Annotated in this window: 17 protein-coding genes and 1 tRNA gene; 6 read left to right on the forward strand and 12 right to left on the reverse strand. The window is 28.6% G+C overall.

From position 1 onward, the window contains the following. Nucleotides 1-35 precede the first annotated feature (35 nt). The 3 genes from FG904_RS01895 to truB are packed head-to-tail and all read right to left on the reverse strand — an operon-like array spanning nucleotide 36 to nucleotide 2,538. Entirely contained in the window at nucleotides 36-878 is an 843-nt protein-coding gene (locus FG904_RS01895) for an FAD synthase (protein ID WP_139592240.1), read from the reverse strand. Next, nucleotides 878-1,696, reverse strand: a complete 819-nt coding sequence (locus FG904_RS01900; RefSeq protein WP_139592241.1) for a YcsE-related riboflavin metabolism phosphatase — start codon at nucleotides 1,694-1,696, stop codon at nucleotides 878-880. Before FG904_RS01900 ends, FG904_RS01895 begins: the two co-directional genes overlap by 1 nt. After that, complete coding sequence (gene truB / locus FG904_RS01905; RefSeq protein ID WP_139592242.1) at nucleotides 1,696-2,538, reverse strand: tRNA pseudouridine(55) synthase TruB; 843 nt, start codon at nucleotides 2,536-2,538, stop codon at nucleotides 1,696-1,698. Before truB ends, FG904_RS01900 begins: the two co-directional genes overlap by 1 nt. A 114-nt stretch (nucleotides 2,539-2,652) precedes the next feature. Between truB and gmk the strand changes: the two genes are divergently transcribed. The 5 genes from gmk to FG904_RS01930 are packed head-to-tail and all read left to right on the forward strand — an operon-like array spanning nucleotide 2,653 to nucleotide 6,531. After that, nucleotides 2,653-3,267: a guanylate kinase gene (gene gmk, locus FG904_RS01910; RefSeq protein WP_139592243.1), complete on the forward strand. Its 615-nt coding sequence runs from the start codon at nucleotides 2,653-2,655 to the stop codon at nucleotides 3,265-3,267. Next, nucleotides 3,257-4,036 (forward strand): PP2C family protein-serine/threonine phosphatase, encoded by a 780-nt coding sequence (locus FG904_RS01915; protein WP_139592244.1) that lies wholly within the window; start codon nucleotides 3,257-3,259, stop codon nucleotides 4,034-4,036. Before gmk ends, FG904_RS01915 begins: the two co-directional genes overlap by 11 nt. Continuing rightward, on the forward strand, nucleotides 4,023-5,018 hold the full coding sequence (locus tag FG904_RS01920) for a serine/threonine-protein kinase (protein WP_139592245.1): 996 nt from the start codon (nucleotides 4,023-4,025) through the stop codon (nucleotides 5,016-5,018). The genes FG904_RS01915 and FG904_RS01920 overlap by 14 nt, the downstream gene beginning before the upstream one ends. Continuing rightward, nucleotides 5,018-5,866, forward strand: coding sequence for a ribosome small subunit-dependent GTPase A (gene rsgA, locus FG904_RS01925; RefSeq protein WP_139592246.1), 849 nt, complete (start codon nucleotides 5,018-5,020; stop codon nucleotides 5,864-5,866). The genes FG904_RS01920 and rsgA overlap by 1 nt, the downstream gene beginning before the upstream one ends. Further along, nucleotides 5,866-6,531, forward strand: a complete 666-nt coding sequence (locus FG904_RS01930; RefSeq protein ID WP_139592247.1) for a ribulose-phosphate 3-epimerase — start codon at nucleotides 5,866-5,868, stop codon at nucleotides 6,529-6,531. Before rsgA ends, FG904_RS01930 begins: the two co-directional genes overlap by 1 nt. Nucleotides 6,532-6,554: 23 nt before the next feature. Here FG904_RS01930 and FG904_RS01935 read toward each other — a convergent pair whose 3' ends face one another. Continuing rightward, nucleotides 6,555-7,529, reverse strand: a complete 975-nt coding sequence (locus FG904_RS01935) for a hypothetical protein (RefSeq protein ID WP_139592248.1) — start codon at nucleotides 7,527-7,529, stop codon at nucleotides 6,555-6,557. A gap of 193 nt (nucleotides 7,530-7,722) precedes the next feature. Here FG904_RS01935 and FG904_RS01945 point away from each other — a divergent pair. Beyond that, nucleotides 7,723-7,797, forward strand: a tRNA-Gln gene (locus FG904_RS01945). A gap of 132 nt (nucleotides 7,798-7,929) precedes the next feature. On the opposite strand, the gene FG904_RS01950 is transcribed toward FG904_RS01945, so the two are convergent. From FG904_RS01950 to FG904_RS01985, 8 genes are all read right to left on the reverse strand, one after another. Further along, the gene (locus tag FG904_RS01950) at nucleotides 7,930-10,068 is read right to left on the reverse strand and encodes a Tex-like N-terminal domain-containing protein (RefSeq protein WP_139592249.1); all 2,139 of its coding nucleotides are present in this window, start codon (nucleotides 10,066-10,068) and stop codon (nucleotides 7,930-7,932) included. A 111-nt stretch (nucleotides 10,069-10,179) separates the two neighbouring features. Then, the gene (locus FG904_RS01955; protein ID WP_246051793.1) at nucleotides 10,180-11,244 is read right to left on the reverse strand and encodes an aquaporin; all 1,065 of its coding nucleotides are present in this window, start codon (nucleotides 11,242-11,244) and stop codon (nucleotides 10,180-10,182) included. Continuing rightward, nucleotides 11,237-12,274, reverse strand: coding sequence for an NAD(P)-dependent oxidoreductase (locus FG904_RS01960; protein ID WP_139592250.1), 1,038 nt, complete (start codon nucleotides 12,272-12,274; stop codon nucleotides 11,237-11,239). Before FG904_RS01960 ends, FG904_RS01955 begins: the two co-directional genes overlap by 8 nt. A gap of 345 nt (nucleotides 12,275-12,619) precedes the next feature. Then, nucleotides 12,620-13,423, reverse strand: coding sequence for a TMEM164 family acyltransferase (locus FG904_RS01965; RefSeq protein WP_139592251.1), 804 nt, complete (start codon nucleotides 13,421-13,423; stop codon nucleotides 12,620-12,622). A 111-nt stretch (nucleotides 13,424-13,534) separates the two neighbouring features. Then, the gene (gene gpmI, locus FG904_RS01970) at nucleotides 13,535-15,040 is read right to left on the reverse strand and encodes a 2,3-bisphosphoglycerate-independent phosphoglycerate mutase (protein ID WP_139592252.1); all 1,506 of its coding nucleotides are present in this window, start codon (nucleotides 15,038-15,040) and stop codon (nucleotides 13,535-13,537) included. Nucleotides 15,041-15,050: 10 nt separating this feature from the next. Then, complete coding sequence (gene prmC / locus FG904_RS01975; RefSeq protein ID WP_139592253.1) at nucleotides 15,051-15,776, reverse strand: peptide chain release factor N(5)-glutamine methyltransferase; 726 nt, start codon at nucleotides 15,774-15,776, stop codon at nucleotides 15,051-15,053. Next, on the reverse strand, nucleotides 15,776-16,852 hold the full coding sequence (gene prfA / locus FG904_RS01980) for a peptide chain release factor 1 (protein ID WP_139592254.1): 1,077 nt from the start codon (nucleotides 16,850-16,852) through the stop codon (nucleotides 15,776-15,778). Before prfA ends, prmC begins: the two co-directional genes overlap by 1 nt. Nucleotides 16,853-16,936: 84 nt before the next feature. Beyond that, entirely contained in the window at nucleotides 16,937-18,385 is a 1,449-nt protein-coding gene (locus FG904_RS01985) for an amino acid permease (RefSeq protein ID WP_139592255.1), read from the reverse strand. Nucleotide 18,386 lies beyond the last annotated feature (1 nt).

The raw sequence follows: 18,386 nt of genomic DNA on the forward strand, positions 1-18,386 counted from the left end.
AAATCAAAAAAATCAGCTAAATGCTGATTTGGTTTTTACTTCTTGTTAAGTAAATTTAAAAAATATTGTTTTGCATTATCTAAGTCGCTTTCAATAATTTGATCATCAATTGTTGAAATAATAAGTCTAATTTCGTTAAAAACTTCAATATAAACTTCTGCATCAATTCAATTATTGCTTTGTTCAAAATCAATTAGTTGGAAATGATATTGTTTATTTAAACCAACATGAATTAAGGCATAAAAAACTAAATTATCAACATAAATCTTTGATGCATAAATACCTGAATGCAGTTTTAGAACCTTGTAATCAATATCCAATAAATTTTGATCCAAAACCTTAGCTAAAATTGGGTATTCAAAAACTAACATAGAATTTGCAAATTCAACTTTTCCAAATTCAAGGTTTTGTTTAATTAAACTCGTTGAAATTTTTGTGTTTTGAATTTTTACAAAGTCTACAATGTGGTTTGTAGCATTGTCATATTTAAAATCAATCAAATTTCACTTAGCGCCATTTCCGAATTTAAAATCTTTGCCACCAATTAAATTTATTTTTTGATTTTGAGATAAAAGTTTAATAAATTCTGCACCTTCAAGATGCTTAATTTCTCAAAAGTCCAATTCTATAACTGCATCAAAAGGAAACCGAGCAAGTTGAAAATATTTAGCTTTTGAATTAGCAAAATAATTTTCTTCGAATTTTGGCATTCCACTTTCAACATTAAATGTGACTAAAATGTTTCTACCAGGTAGTGAATTAGCTTTATTAAAAAGTTGCAAATGTCCTAAATGAAAACTTTCAAATGAACCTAAAATAAAACAATCATTTTCTTTAGTTTCAAATTGTTCTAATTTATAAACTACCAAGTCTTGCATTAAATTAATTTAAGTTCCTTAAGTTTTAAATAAGCTCCATCATATTCACAATCTAAAGCAATATCATCTGATACAGATTTGATTTTTTCATTAGCTCTTTCCATAGCTACACCATATCTTGCATCTCTTAACATTTCAAAATCGTTTGAGCTGTCTCCAAAAGCTATTAAGTTTTTGTCAATTTCTAAACCTAATTTAGAACATAAAACTGAAAGTGTGTGTGATTTAGACACATTTTTAGGTCCGATAAAAATGCCTCTAGATCATCTTGCAGAAATTTCCATGTTTAAATTGTTTTCATCAATAAATTTATGAACCAAGTCTGATGTTTCTTTAACTGTATCTGTGTTAATTGTAATTACATATAAATTATCAGAGCTTAATTTTGTTTCATCAAAATCATAATAATTTGAGATAAAAGGCTTTATAAATCATGAATTTAAAGGCATTGATGGGGATTTGAAAACTTTGTCAAAATCTGAAACTGCAAATGCATTAATTCTATCTTTTAAATATTCATAGATTTTTAAAACATCTTCTTTATTTAAAGTGCTTTTGTAAATAAATTCTTTTTTAACATTGTCTCAAATAAATGCACCATTCGCTCCAATAAAGTAATCAACAGGGTCTAATTGTTCTAAGAAGTCTCCGATTGTTGCAAATTCTCTGGCTGTTGAAATTACCGAAACTATGTTGTTAAGTTTTAATAAAGGAAAAATTTTTCTTGTATTTAATGAAAATTGATTTTGTCCATTAGGTAAAATTGTTCCATCAACATCAAATGCAGCTATTTTAATTTCATCTTTTAATTGTTTCATTATAAAATCCTTTCTAATGCTGTTTTTTTAGGATAAAAAATATTTTCTTTAATTTCACCAACGCTGGCTACTAAACCTAGTGAATTAATCATTAAAGCCTTGGTGTTAGGCATTTTAGTATTTAATTGTATTGGATTACCATTTGATAATTTTATAAACATATCAGGCATTAATTTAATAGTAGGCATAGAAATTAAATCCCAAAAATCAATCTTTTGAGTTTGATTCTCTGATAGATTATCTAATTCTATTTCACCTATTTTAGTTCTTACTAAAGATGACATAACACAGCAACTATTTACTAACTTAGCAGTGTCATTTAACAACGTTCTAATATAAGTTCCTTCAGATACTTCTATTAATACTTTTGCTTCTTGTTTTGAGTAATCAAAGTTTAAAAGTTGATATTTATAAACCTCTATTTGTTGTGGTCTTAGTTCGACTTTTTCATTATTTCTTGCATATTCATAAGCTTTTTTACCATCTATTTTTTTAGCACTATAAATTGGTGGTATTTGTGTTTTAAATGCTTTTGCTTTTTGAATTGCTTCTTCAAACATTTCTTTAGTTATTTTTGGTGTATCAATCTGTATCAAAGGCAAATCAGTGTCCAAACTGTCATTTGTATATCCAAACAAACATGTCGCAATGTATGTTTTATTTTTATTGTCTATAAACTCTAATAATTTTGTTTCAAAATCTGTCGCTACTATCATTAAACCGCTTGCTAGTGGATCTAAAATGCCACTATGACCTATTTTTTTAGTGTTTAATGACTTTGATAACTTACGAACTGAATTATTAGCAAAAGTGCCTGATTGTTTATGAAATTTATAAAACATGAAGCCCCCAATATGGTTTAAGTACTTAAATAATATACTTTTTTAAATTAAAAATAAAATTTTTAATGATTAATAAATCAGTCAATTTTAAAAGTGTTATAATATTTAACAATTATGAATAAAGATGTCAAGAAATTACCGATTATTATTTTTACAGGACCAAGTGGTGTAGGGAAAGGTACAGTTGAAAGATTGCTTTTCAACTTTGAAGAATTAAACCTTTCTCTATCTTGCTCTGCAACAACAAGAGCACCACGTGATGGTGAATTAAACGGAGTTCATTATTATTTCATTGACACTGATTTATTCAGAAACAAAATTAAATCAAGAAAATTCATTGAATTTTCTTTTCACTTTGAAAATTATTACGGAACTTTATATTCTGAATTAGACAAAATTTATAAGAAAAAGAAAGTTCCATTACTTGAAATTGAAACTTTTGGTGCAACAACCATTATGAAAAAATTTGCTAATCCAGATTCAAAAGAAAGCGAAAAATATAATCTGATTACAATTTTCCTAGCACCTCCAACAACTGATGATTTAAGGAAAAGAATTTTAAATCGTGGTTCTGAAAACTCTGTAACTTTAGAAAGAAGATTAAAGAAGGCAGAAGAAGAGCTTGAACAAAAAGACAAATTCAAATATGTTGTTATCAATGACGTCCCTGAAAAAGCTGCAAATAGAATTAGAAAAATTCTGCACAAGGAGTTAGGTCTTGACCATTAAATATTTTGCTGATTCAGTAATTGGACCAAGAAAGAAAAACGATGATAGAGTTCACGTCTTGCATGAACAAGACGTGACTTTAGCTTTGCTTTGTGATGGAATTGGGTCTCATTATTTAGGCGATGTTGCTGCTAGTGTTGTAGTAGATACCTTTAGTAAACTTTTTAATGAAACTAAACGAATTCAAAAAGTTTCTGATGCTAAAAAATGAATTTATCAAAGCATTAATCAATCTAAAGAAAGTTTGAAAGAATATGTAATTCCTGGACGTAATTCACAGAACCTAGGAACAACTGCTGTTGGTGCATTGATTTTAAAATCTCTGAAAACTATTTTATTTTTTAATGTCGGTGATTCTAGAGCTTATGTATTAAAAAAAGATAAAGATTTAGTTCAAGTTACTGTTGATCAAAATTTAGAAAATCAACTTCTTAAAATTGGTAAACAGCCTGATGTTCTCGAAATGGAACAGTTAAAATCTTTAACTAGTGCTATTTCACCAGGTTTTACAACTACAATCGAAGTTTATGAAATACAAAAAAATGGTTTTGAAAATATTTCTAAAATTTTATTAACATCAGACGGTATTCATGGAGTGTTAAGTAAAAATGAAATAGAATTTCTGCTTAATAAACCAATTCCACCAAGAGCAATAGTTCAAGAATTGATAGAAAATGCAAATTATTCAAATCCAACTGACAATATGAGTGCTATTGTTGTTGAATTTTTTGAAGATTTAGAGTTAGGAGCAAACAATGAATATAAATAATTTTGTCCCTGAAAATTCTACAATTTATCAAAAATACACAATCAAGAGAATAATTGGTCAAGGTGGAATGGGTTGTGTTTTTTTAGTAGTTGATAATGAAGACCCTTCAAAACAATATGCCTTAAAATACCTTCACCCAATGGCTGATGCAATTACTGTAAAAAGATTTAAAGAAGAAGTGAATTTACTAAGAAAAATTCAATCAAACTACATTCCAAAACTGTATTCATATTGCTTTTTAGACAAAGAAAGCTATTATGTTATGGATTATATTCAAGGAAACACTTTGTTTAATGTAATTCGTGCTGAAGGTGCGATGAATGCAAAAAGAGCAAGAAATTTTCTTAAAAAAACCGCTGAAGCAATTGGTGAATTACATGCGAATGGAGTTATTCACAGGGATATAAAAAGTCAAAACATTATTTTAACCAATACCAATGAAGTTAAAGTCATCGATTTAGGAATTTCTTTAACTAAAGATTCACAACGTTTAACAAAAGTTAACGCTGTAATTTGTAGCCCATTTTATGCAGCTCCTGAATACAGTATTAAAAATGCTGAAATCACAAAAGCAGTTGATATTTATGCGCTTGGTGTTTTAATGTTTGAAATGTTAACTGGTCAATATCCATTCGAAGGTGCAAGAGATCAAGATACTATTTCAATGCACTACAAAAACACCTTCCCATCACCAAAAGATTTTGTAACAGTTCCTCAACCATTAGCTAACGTTGTTATTAAAGCTACTGCTAAACGTCCGGAAGACAGATATGAATCTGTTTATGACTTAATTAATGATTTAGAAACTTCATTAGATGCTTCTAGAGTATTTGAAAAACCTCTTGTTCCTAAGACTTTAAAACCCAAAAAAACCTTATCTCAAAGAATTAACTCTAATGCATTTTTAATTAGTTGTATCGTTATTATTTTGCTAATTATTATTGGATTTGGAATTGCTTTATACTTCTTAGGATTGTTCTAATGCAATGTAAAATTTTTAAAATAATAGCAAATCAATACACTTTAAAATGTCAAGGTCAGGAACAAGAAGTTGTTTTTCCACTTGCTGGAAAATTAAGATTAAATGACTTTAGTCCAGTTGTCGGAGATAATGTTATAGTTGAAAATGGCTTAATAGTTGAGGTTTTAGAAAGAGAAAATTCTTTTATTAGACCAAAAGTTGCCAACGTTGATCAAATGATTGTTTTTATGTCAATAAAAGAACCTGAATTTCAAAACTATTTAGTTGATAAATATTTAGCAACTATTGAAAGCAAAGATATAAAACCAATTATTTTTTTAACTAAAGTGGATTTAGATCTAGATTTAGCTAATCAAATAAAAGATTTGTATCAAAAAATGGGTTATTCAGTTTATTTAATTGATAATAAAAATGAGCAACAATTGAATTTACCAGAAAACTTATTCACAGATAAATATAATGTTTTTATGGGTCAAACAGGAGTCGGAAAAACAACCACTTTAAACAAGCTTGGAAATTTTGACTATCAAACTCAAGAAATCTCAAAAGCACTCAATAGAGGTAAACACACAACAAGAAACGTGGCAATATCTAAATTGTTAAATGGTTATTTAATTGACACACCTGGCTTTTCGTCTCTTGATTTGTTTTTAAGCCCTATAGAGTTAGCTCAAAGTTTTAAAACTTTCAAAGAATTGTCAAAAACATGCAAGTTCAGAAATTGTTTACATATCAACGAATCTGAAAGCAACTGCGCTATTAAACAGAACTTAAACACTGATTTAATACCACAAATCAGATATAATAACTATATTAAAATGCAAAACGAATTAAAGGGAACAAAATAATGAAAAAATATGTTACTCCTAGTCTTTTAAATGTCGAAAAAGACAAAAGACCAGCTATGGCTGACACATTAGTACAAAACGGAATTAAATGAATTCACTATGATGTTATGGATGGTAAATTTGTGCCAAATACAGCTATTGAAGTGGACGAAATTATTAACATTGATCAAAATCATTCAAAACACCTTAAAGATGCACATTTAATGGTTGTTGATCCTTATGAATATGTGGATCAAGTTAAAAATAACGTAGATTTTATTACATTCCATTATGAAGCCATTTCAAATGATTTAGTAAAGTATCAAGAATTTCTAGAACAAAATTATCATGATTTAAAATTAGGTTTAGCTATTAAACCAAACACTACTGTGGAAGAAATAAAACAATTTTTACCTAAATTATCACTTGTTTTAGTTATGTCAGTTGAACCAGGTGCTGGTGGTCAAAAATTCATGCCTTCAGCCTTAGATAAAATTGCTGAATTAAAAGCTTTAAGAGATTTAAATGGTTATGACTATTTAATTCAAGTTGACGGTGGAATCAACTCAACTACAGGTCCTGAATGTTTTAGTGCTGGTGCTGATGCATGTGTTGCTGGAACTTATATTGTTGTTGAACCAACTAAAGAAAGAATTGATTCAGTTTTAGGAAAATTCGCAAAATAATAAAAAAGTCCGAAAGGACTTTTTTAATTGCTTTCTGAAAGACTTTGGATAAAGCTTTCAATTGAATGTTGTGAATTGGTGAATAATGTAGAATCAAAGTTGAAGAACTTATTATATTGATTTAAAACACTTTCAGCCACTTCTTTATTTGATTCATTTTTTTCTGCTACTTCAGTCATTTTTAGAACCATGTTTTTAAATAAATCATTATGATTTTTGAAAATGTATAACAATAATTTTAGAAAGTTGTTGATGTCGTCAAAATTAGTTTGTTGTGTTTGAAAATAACCAACAAAATCTTTTTGATAAAAAGCGATTTCAGGGGCGTTTTGATAATTGTTTCAACTTTTATTAATATTTGACTTAAGTTTTACAAGAAAAATAGTTAACAGCTTTTCTTTTTCCAGATCACTTCAATTATGTAAATGTGAAGTGTCTGAAAATAAGGCAAATAAGTTTTGATTTCAAACATTTATTTTATTAATATTTTGATTCGCTTTTTCAATAGTTTGAATATTTTTTTCAAATTTTAAATTAAACTCTGAAGTTTTTGTAATCAATTCTTTTACTGTAGAATTGTTAAAAGCTTGAAAAAAACTTACAAGCAAAGTATCTAAGTTATTTTGTGAAAACAAAGCTTTTTGTTTAAAACTGGTAAAAGTTATTGTATTTATAGATGCACCTAGTGTTTTACGATGATTTTTTAAGGTAGTTAAAACATTATTTAACTTTATAAAATCATTAAATCTTTCTTGGATATTTGCAACTTGATTATTAGTTAAACTTTTATTAACATCAGCATTAATTTCTTTTTTAAACTCTTGATATGTTTTAAAAGTTTCAGGAATTGCTTCAAGTTTTGTTTGAATTATTTTGTTTAAAAAACCTTGTCTTGAACTACTTGTTTCTACTTGGTTTTGACTATTGTTGCAAGCTACAGCAACTAAAGCTGGTGATACTGCTAAAATTGGTGTAAATAAAAATATTTTTCTTGACATTTGAACTTCCTTTGTGTATAATTATTTTACCAGTAATTAATTAATAATATTTTTTAATTAGATACTTCTATTTAAGAAAAAAGATGTTATAATTATTGAGTATCTGGGGGATAGCAAAGCGGCCAAATGCGGGTGGCTGTAACCCACTTTCTTAGGATTCGGGGGTTCGAATCCCTCTCCCCCCACCATTTATTGCCCCATAGCCAAGCGGTAAGGCATCGGGTTTTGGTTCCGACATGCGTTAGTTCGAATCTAACTGGGGCAGCCATATCACTAAATAAGTGTAATCATAACTTAGCATTGCTAAGTTATTTTTTTGCTTTTTTTTAAAATTTTTGCAACAAAAAAAACAAGCATTATTTAATGCTTGTTTGATTTTTGGGTCGATATTAATCTAATATTAAATTTCAACTCCTGAAAGTCTATTTCTTTCAGGGTCAATTTCTGTAATTTCAATTTCTAAAATTTCGCCAGGTAAATATTTCTCATAAATGCTTTGGTTTGGTTCTAGTTTTAATTTTGTTTGATGGACAAATAAACTTTGTTTTAGTCCTATATATAGGAATATTCCAAAATCAGTAATATTTTCAACTGTTCCTTTAACTTTTGTTCCAATTTTTAAATCTGAAAGTTCAGTTAATGAATCTTTTAAAATAAATCCTTCTTTTTGATCTGAAATTAATTTAATTGGACTTGCAAACGCTTTTAAAATTAATTCTGCTAAATATTGATCAATATTATATTTTGACACAAGCTCATCAATTTTAATTGATGAAACATCAATTCCTCTTTCATCTAACTCTAGGTTATAGTCCTTAATAATTTTGTTAGCTATCTTATAAGACTCAGGGTGAATAATAGTTTTATCTAAGAAATTATCTGAATTAAAAATTCTTAAGAAACCAATACATTGTTCAAACGTTTTTGCACCAATTCCTGCAACTTTTTTAACTTCATCACGAGATTCGAATTTTGGATTTTTCTTTGAATTACGGTAGTCAATTATATTTTGTGCATGACGTTTACTTAATCCTGCAACATAAGTCAAAATAGCTTTTGTTGCTGTATTTAAGTCAACCCCTGTTTCATTAACGACTTTATTGACTTTGAAATTTAAATAACTTTCAAGTTCTTTTTGATTAACATCGTGTTGATATTGTCCAACACCGATTGATTTAGGATCGATTTTAACAAGTTCATTTAATGGGTCTAAGAATTTACGCCCAATATTAATTGCACTACGTTGTTCAACACTTAGTGTAGGAAATTCTTCAATCGCAACTTGTGATGCTGAATAAACTGAAGCTCCAACCTCAGAAACAATGGCATATTTAATGTTTAAGTTTAAATGTTTAATTAAATCAGCCACAAACCTTTCTGTTTCTCTTGATGCTGTTCCATTTCCAATAACAATGATGTCAATATTATGCTGCTTAATCATCTTTGTCATGATTTCACGAGCTTTATCCACTTGTTTTCTAGGCTCATTTGGATAAATTACATCAATACCTTTAACTTCTCCATTTTCAGATAATGCAGCTAATTTACATCCATTAACAAAAGCTGGATCTATGGCTAAAATATTATGTCCTGAAACTGCTGGGGCTTTTAGTAATTTTTCAACATTGTTTGAAAAAATCTGAATTGCTGAACTTTGTGCAACTTCAAATAGATCACTAAAAATTTCACGTTCAATACTTGGTAATATTAAACGTTTTAATGAGTCTTTTAAAGCATCATAAACGTTATTTTTGTTGTTTCTTGATTTGTCAATAACCTTTAGAATGATGATTTCTAAATATTCTTGTTTATAGTCAAAATTAACTTTTATATAACCTAGTTTTTCAGCCCTGTTGATTGCTAAAACATTATGGTTTTTAATGTACTTAATTGGAATTTTGTATTCGTAATAATTTTGAAACTTTTTAGTAGTGTCTTCTTGGATTTTTTTACCTTTTGATGTATTAATAGTTCCATAAGCTATAATATTTTGTTTAATACCTTCACGTATATTAAAGTCCTGTGAAATTCATTGTGCAATAATATAATTAGCGTTTTCTAAGGCAAATTCTACGCTTGGTATATTTGCATTATCCACATATTTTTTAGCTTCTCTAATGCGATCAAATTTAGGATTTTTATTTTCAAAAATAGCCTTTGCTAATGGTTCTAAACCAAGTTCAATGGCTTTTGAAGCTTTTGTTACTTTACCGACTTTAAACGGTTCATAAAGTGCTTCTAATTCGCTTTTGGTTTGAGTGTTTAGAATTTTATTTTTTAAATCTTCAGTTAATAAATCTTTTTCAGTCAAGATTTTAATAATTGATTCTTGCCGTTCTAATAATTCTTTTTTATATTTAAAAGTTTCTTCAATTTTGTAAATAACTTCTTCGTTTAATCCGCCAGTTAGTTCTTTACGATAACGTGAAATAAAAGGGACAGTGTCACCTTGATTCAACATTTCTAAAACAACTTCCACTTGTTTGACAGTAATATTAAGTTCTTTAGCAACTAGTTCATTAGGGTTTTTGTTAGCCATAGTTTCTCCTTTTTTGTAGTTTTCTAATTATAAGCATTTTTATAATCTTTATTTAAAAATAAAAATCGTTTCACTAAATTTAGTGAAACGATTAAAAAATTATTATTTTTCTTAATTATTATCAGGTTTATTGTAATCAGACGGTTTTTCCATAACTTGTGATTTGTAGTTGTGGAATGAAATAACTTTAACAATGAATGGGTTAATAAATGTTTTTGTTAGACCTTGTACAAATAAGTAAAATACTGGAGCTAATAAATCACCTAAAATCATTGCTACTGTTCCATAAATAATTGATTGAAATACGTGTCCTTTAGCAGCTAATCCATCAGCAAATCCATAGTTAGCTACACCAATATGACTACCTAAATGGTTAACTCCACCTTCTGTTGAAAGGCTTAGTAAAGCAGGGAATTGTTGTGCAAAACCACGTGCCGGGTTAATTGCAGCGGTTCCTCCTAATAATCCCATTCAAACACTTAATGAAATAATGAACATAATCATTAAATCACGATATTTATTGTTGATGTTTGGTGAAAAAATTGGGAATAATAAAACTCCTGTCATTATCATTTCGATAAAGAAAATTCATGCTGTTCCTGCTGAAATAGCGCTTGAAATATTTGCTGGATTTCCTGTTGCTGGTTTAAATGGTGGAAATACTTTTGCAGCTGAATTCACAGCTGAAATAGGTAAGTTTGATAATCCTTCAGGATTTCCGATTTTACCAATTCCAAAAATAATTGCACCGGCTGTAAAAGCACCCAAGATTTGAATGAAAATTTTAAAGCTTGTGTAATATCCGTTGTTTGTACCGTTTAAATAACGGAAAATACTTACCGCTGGGTTTAAATCACAACTTCAACGTAAAAATAAGAATAAACAAATTCCAACTGCAATAAATCCTGCGTAAAATCCAACAATGATTGGGTGAATTAAATATTCTTCAATAACTCTATCTTTAGTTACAAAAGTACTTAACCCTGCTAATAATAATGAAATTAAAATTGTTCCAAAATATTCTGATAAACCATGAATCATTCATGTTTTAGCATCTTTTGGTTTTTCAGCATTTTGTCTTTTTGCTTCTGTAAGCTTAAAAGGTGAAAACACCTTTGCTAAAGTGCTTTTAAAGGTAACGTTGTGCTGATTTACATTTTCTAAATGCTTATCCATTTAAAACCTTTCCGTTATCTAGGAGTCTTAATGCGTTTGCAAAATCACCTTTAGCAGCAGCATCTGCATGATCTAAAGTTGCTTTAGCAATTTGAGTTAAAGCTAAGTCGGTTAAAAACGCTTGGTGAGATGTAATTAAAACATTTGGATGAGCGATTAATTCTTTTCACTCTGGGTCTAATTGTTCTAATTCAGCTTTAACTGCTGAAACATCTTCATAGAAACGACCTTCTTCACGTTCTAAAACATCAGCTGCATAACCTTTAACTTTACCTGAATTTAATCCATTTAACATTGCTTTAATATCAACAATTTCACCACGAGCAGTATTAACAATAACCACTCCGTCTTTCATGATATTAATAGCTGCTTGATTAATTAAATATCTTGTTGAAGGTAGTAATGGACAGTGAATTGAAATAAAGTCTGATTCTTTTAACAATTGTGTTAATGAAACAAATTCAAAACCAAATTGGTTAGCTAAGTCAGGAAAGTTTTGTTGTGCAAATGAATCAAATACAATAACTCTTGCTCCTGTCGCTTTAGCTATTTTGATAAATGTTTGACCGATTTTACCTGAACCAATAACTCCAACTGTTGAATTACCAATACATTTTCCTTCAAGCCCATTTAATGAGAAATTGTAGTTTTCAACCCTTTTGTTAGCTGTAATTAAATTACGATTTAGAGCTGATAAACCTGCAAAGGCAAATTCACCAATACTTTCAGCTGAGTAGTTAAAAATTCTGAAAACTTCAATCCCTAATTGATTAGCTTTTGCAACGTCAATTTTGTTGTATCCCATTGATCTTTGGAATCAGTACTTAACACCTAGTTTTGACAATACTTCTAAAATAACCTTGTCTCCATAAGTATTAACAAAACAGCAAACTGCGTCATATCCCTTAGCTAAAGAAACTGTATTTAAGTTTAAATTTTCTTTAAAGAAAGTAATTTCATGACGATTATTGTTGTAAAGATTAAATGATTCAATGTCATAATCTTTGGCGTCAAAAAACGCTATTTTCATGTATAACTCCTATTTTTATGTAATATAATCAGATTATTTTAATTATAAATTATTTAATTAATTTAATTACTTGAATTTTAGCATAGCTGAAAGTCAAGCATAAAAAACAAAAACACCATTTTTAGTCTAAAAAATGGTGTTTTTTTTAACTTTTTAGTTATTTTAGTGTAATTGGATAGTAATTTTTAGTTGTTTGCTGTTTTGTTATTTTTATGAAAAGTAATTTTTTTCTAAAGTTAAATTCTAATGCATCTTGGAAGTGAAAAATAGTACCTGCAAGTAGTAAATATGAAAATCCTAGGATTAAAAAGCTAATTGTTGATACTCCAAATTTTGTTAAAGGTCCTAGAAGGTTTGCAAATGGGTTAATACATTCATTCCTACATATCAGTAATTACTTCTTCATTCAGCACTACCATAAGTCCCTAAAATAAGGTTTAAAAGGAATGAGAAAAATAATAATCCACCAAAAATACCAGTTGTAATTAATGTGTCTTTAAATCTTAAATCGTAAGGGTATAAGATGCTAATAATTACTGGTGTGATTAAAACAAAAACATGACAAAGCACAAAATCCCAGTAATAAAAATTGTTGTATAGTAAATGGAATTGTACTTTTGAACCTTTGCTGAAAGTTTGACCAAAAGCGACAAAGTTTTCTTTTGGTTCATAAATTGAAATAGTGTCCGGTAAGCTTAAAGCCAGTAATGCTCCTGCTATAGCCATTGGTGCAATATATTTCATTCATTGTGGTTTGTTTAGAATAAAAATGATTGCTATCATTAAACAAATAATGCGACAAAAATGAAGTGGTAATCCTTCTCATTGTCTAGGAAAGTGGCTTATAAACACTAAAGACATTCTGATTATCATGAAAATGAAGATAATAATTCCAGAGGCTAATAATAAGTTTTTTTGTTTTTTAGTGGTTAATTTTGCGTTATTAATAAATGATTGATAAATATATCTCTTTGTCATTCATAAAATTAAAATTAACAATAACGATAAAAGTAAAAATATATAAATAGGCAGCTTAGTATTGGTAAAGTTTATTTGGTTTTCTGAAACTGAATAAGTTCCTGTTCAAGAGAAAAAACCATGTTTTAAATACCAATACTTTTCACTTAAATTAGGATATTGTGAATTCATAACTTAATTGTACAGTAAAACCGCTTATTTTGGTTAAATTGAAGTATTTTAACAGTATTTAAAATCACAAAGTTGCATTATAAAAACGCTTGAATAAGCGTTTTTATAAATTTATTTAATAAGCAATGATTCTTCATCCATTTCAGCGGGTTTTGCAATGTTGATGTAGTCTAAAACAGTAGGAGCTACGTTTGCTAATTTACCATCTTTAAGTTTTAATGATTTATCGTTTGTAATTAGCATTACTGGACTACTTGTGTGTTTTGTTGCAGGTTTTCCATTAGCATCTTCTGTAATTTCAGCATTTCCGTGATCTGCTGTTATGAAAATTGTAACGTCATTAGCATTAGTTCAATCTAAAATTCTTTTAATTTGACTGTCTAAAAATTCAACTGCCTTAATAGCTGCTTGTAAGTTTCCTGTATGACCAACCATATCTGGATTAGCAAAGTTCATAATAGTAACATCAAAATCTAATGCGTTAGCTAATAATTCATCAGTGATACCTTGCGCTGACATTTCAGGAGCATCTGCATATGATTCGACTTTTAATGAATCAACCATAATTCTTTTTGAATTTTTAAATTCAATATCATTACCACCGTCCATGAAATATGTAACATGGGCATATTTTTGTGTTTCAGCAATTCTTAGTTGTTTTAAGTTGTTTAATTCTAAAACTCTACCAATTGGCATTGAAATATTCATTTCTTCAAATGCAACAATTGTATTAATTCCTTCATATTTCATCATTGAAACAAACTTGTCAATCGCAACTTCTTTGCTTGGTTTAACTTGATATAAGGGTGAACCAATAAATAAGTGAGTTAGTTGTCTTGCTCTATCAGGTCTGAAGTTAAAGAAAATGATACTATCATTATCTTTAACAAAAGCTGATTTATCCACAGTAGAATTTACAGCTGGTTTGAAAAATTCATCATAAATTCCTAAATCATATTGATTTTGAACATATTCAGTTGCATTTGTGAATGAATTTTCCGCATGACCCAAGATTGCATCATAAGCTTTTTCAACTCTATCAAACATTGAATCACGATCCATTGCATAAAATCTACCTGAAATTGAAACAATTTTGTATCCATATTTATCACATAAATCTTGCAATTTAGTAATTGACTCTGATATTGATTGTGGAGCAACATCTCTACCATCTCCAAAAACATGAACAGAAACTTTTTCTAGTCCATAATCATGAGCCGCATCTAAAAGTTTGAATAGATGATTTTCAAGCGAGTGAACTCCTCCTGGTGATAAAAGCCCCATTAAGTGTAAGGTTGCATCGTTTTTCTTAACTGCTTCAAAAGCTTCTAAAAATGCTTTATTTTTAGGGTATGAGTTATCATCTAAAGCCTTTTGAATTAAAGATAAACCAGTATAAACAACTGTTCCAGCACCAATGTTTAAATGTCCAACTTCTGAATTACCCATTTGACCTGCTGGTAGTCCGACATATTGCCCTGATGCTTGTATTAAACTATTTGGATAGTTTTTAAATAAGTCATCAAAAGTCGGTGTATTTGCTAATGCAAAAGCATTTCCTTGTGTTTCTTGACGTAAACCTAAACCGTCAATAACAATTAAAACTGTTTTTTTCATAGTTCCTCTATTAAGTGTTTTTGAATTTAACAACAGCAAAACGGTCTTTACCGCTAATATCTTTTAAAATTCTTATATCAAAAAACTGTGATCAATATTGCCATTGCTTTGTGTGAAATGAATTAATTTCTAAATATAAAGTACCTGTGGGCTTTAAGTATTTATCTAGATTTTCTAATAAAACTCGATAAAAATAAAAACCATTTTCAGGTGCATACAATGCAGATTTTGGTTCATGCATTAAAACGCTGTTTGCTAATTGTTCATCATAGTCAATATATGGTGGATTAGACACAATAATGTCATATTTTTGATTTATTTCAAAGTTATTTAAAAAATCATTTTCAAATAAATTTATATCAACATTGTTATATTTAGCATTAAATTTTGTAGCCAAAATTGCTTGTTGTTCTATATCCAGTGCATCCATATCTCAATTTGGATTATGTTTTTTTAAACTAATCGCAATAAAACCTGAACCAGTGCATAAATCTAAGACTTTTAAATTATTACTTTTATGATTATTTAAAACAAGATAAATTAATTCCTCTGTTTCATAACGCGGAATTAAAACATTAAAATCTTTGACATAAATTCGAACATCAGCCATTTCAATATAACCAATTATTTTTTGAACAGGTGTATCTTTTTGTAATTGATTAAGTTCAAATTCTGTGACAGTCTGTTTTAATCCATATCTTCTTTTTTCAAGTAATAAATCTTGCTTTGTTGGCATTAAATTCCAGCTTCTTTAATTTTTTCATTTTGTTCTTCTGTTAATAAGGCATCAATAATTGGGTTTAATTTACCTTCCATAACAGGGAATAAACTTGTAGAATGTGAAATCCTATGATCAGTAACTCTATCTTGTGGATAGTTGTATGTTCTGATTTTTTCACTTCTAGCACCTGAACCGGCTAATTTTCTATAACCCGATTCTTCAGCTTGTTTTTTCTGTAGTTCAATGTCGTATAGTTTTGATTTTAAAACTCTAAATGCAATTTCTCTGTTTTGAATTTGACTCTTACCTTCTTGACAAGTTACAACAATTCCTGTTGGTAAGTGAGTTAATCTAACTGCTGAGTCAGTTGTGTTAACTGATTGTCCACCATTACCACTTGACCTATAAACATCAATTCTTACATCTTCTGATTTAATTTCAATTTGAATATCATCATCAATTTCAGGCATAACAGTGACTGTGGCTGTTGAAGTATGTACTCTTCCTTTTGCTTCTGTGGCTGGTATTCTTTGAACTCTATGAACACCACTTTCAAATTTTAATTTTGAATAAGGTTTTACTCCTTTAACTGAGAAAGTTACTAAAGTAAATCCACCTGCTTCAGCATTTTGTGATTCTAGAAGGGTGATTTTCATATCATTCTGTGAAGCTCATTTTGTATACATTCTAAATAAGTCCCCAGCAAAAATATTTGCTTCATCTCCTCCGGCTGCTCCACGAATTTCGACAATAACATCACGGTCATCATTTTCATCTTTGGGTAGGATTAAAATTTTAAGTTCTTCTGAAAGTTTATCCATTAAAGGTTCTAGTTCTGAAATTTCAGATTTTGCTAACATAACTAATTCTTCATCTTTTTCTTGAAGCATTTCTTTAGCATTTCTTAAGTTAGCTTCAGCGTCTAAAAATTTCTTAAAAGTATCAACAATATCTTGAATTGAATTTAGTTCTTTATTGATTTTTGTGTACTTTTTAATGTCATTAATAATTTCAGGATCTTGCAAGTTTTTTTCTAATTCTTCATGCTTTTGTTTAATTTGCATGAGTGAGTTATACATAGTTAATTCCATAAGTATTTTAATTTTATCAGATTTTAAATTTTAATTTATTCACTGTTAGTTATACAGTAAAAAAGTACAAAAAACAACCGCTTACTACGGTTGTTTTAATACAGATTTTTTCATCATTATCTTAGTAATAAATTTAAATATAAATCCCATTACTAAAGACACTGTATAAATCAATATTCCAATAGTGTTTGCTAATGATCATGAACCACCTAAAATATTAGGTATAAATGTGAATAATAAAATCGCTGATATTAAGCACATTGTAAGCATATAAATGATTTTTTCTCAAATTGGAATGGTTGGAATTCTGTTTTTCCTTTCTAAACCAAATGCTGTTGAAAAAGTTATTAAATCTTGAACAAATAAAGCAATTGATGAAGAAATAATTGTGGCATTTAATATTTGCTCATTAACTTCTTTGCTAGAAACTATTGTAGGTATTAATCATAATGAAAACATTGAAATTAATACTAAAGCAGTTCCAAATAATATAGCATTTCTAAATTCGCCTTTTTGATTTCTTTTAGCTAAAGCAGGGAATAAATATTGATCTTCTGCTAATGGAACAATTTTTCTAGCAGTTGAAACGCTTTGAAAAATTTTATAACCAACATCATTTAATAGAAAACCGATAACAAAAATAACAATACCATATCCACCAAGTCCATATTGATAAATATTGGAAATATTAGAACTGTCAATGCCGTTTGATTTAGGTAAAAATAAGTACAGGCTAAAAAATACTAAGTAAAAAACAAAGATAAAAGCAAAAGCATAAAGTAAGACTTTGTTAAAACTTTTGAACTTAACATCTTTCACCATAGCTGCCGCGTCTTCAATTCCACCGAATGCGTACATGAATAGTAAAATATTTCCAAAAATTAAAGTCGAAGTTATTTTGGTGGTTTCTATTTTATTGACCGCATTAGTTGTTTGAGAATTTTTAAATACAGCAATTAGCATTATAACCATTGCTATAGTTAACATTATTCATTTAGCTGCTGATGAAATATACAATACTACTTGGTTTGTTTTTAAACCAATTGTTGATATTAAAATAATTAAAATGAAAAAACCAATTGATACTATATTTATTATTCATGTTATTAAGCTATAGTTAGGCGTATTAACTTCATTTATTCCAAATGCATTTAACGCTGTTTTTGCAACTTCTGCTAAAAACAATGGCGCTACTGCTGAAAGAATGGGTGTTTGTATGAATTGATTTCATCCAACAAAAAAGACTAAATTCCTAAGAAAAACATTTTTAGATTTAACTTCAGCTTGATTAGCTACATCATCATCTAAATGGCGAGCAAATGAATATGAACCGCCATAATGATCGTTATATGTATTTGCTAATCTTGAAAATACCAAAGCAATACCAAAAACACAAAAAGCCGAAAGTATTAAAACTAAATACCCTCAATAGCTCATTTTTACAACTGTTGATATTGTTGTTATAAAACCAACACCAACGACAAAATTAATTATGAAAAATGTAAAGCTTTTTTCTGTAAATTGTTTTTCCATT

Origin of the sequence: Mycoplasma nasistruthionis, assembly GCF_006228185.1 — a bacterium.
Classification (GTDB): Bacteria; Bacillota_I; Bacilli_A; order Mycoplasmatales; family Metamycoplasmataceae; genus Mycoplasmopsis; species Mycoplasmopsis nasistruthionis.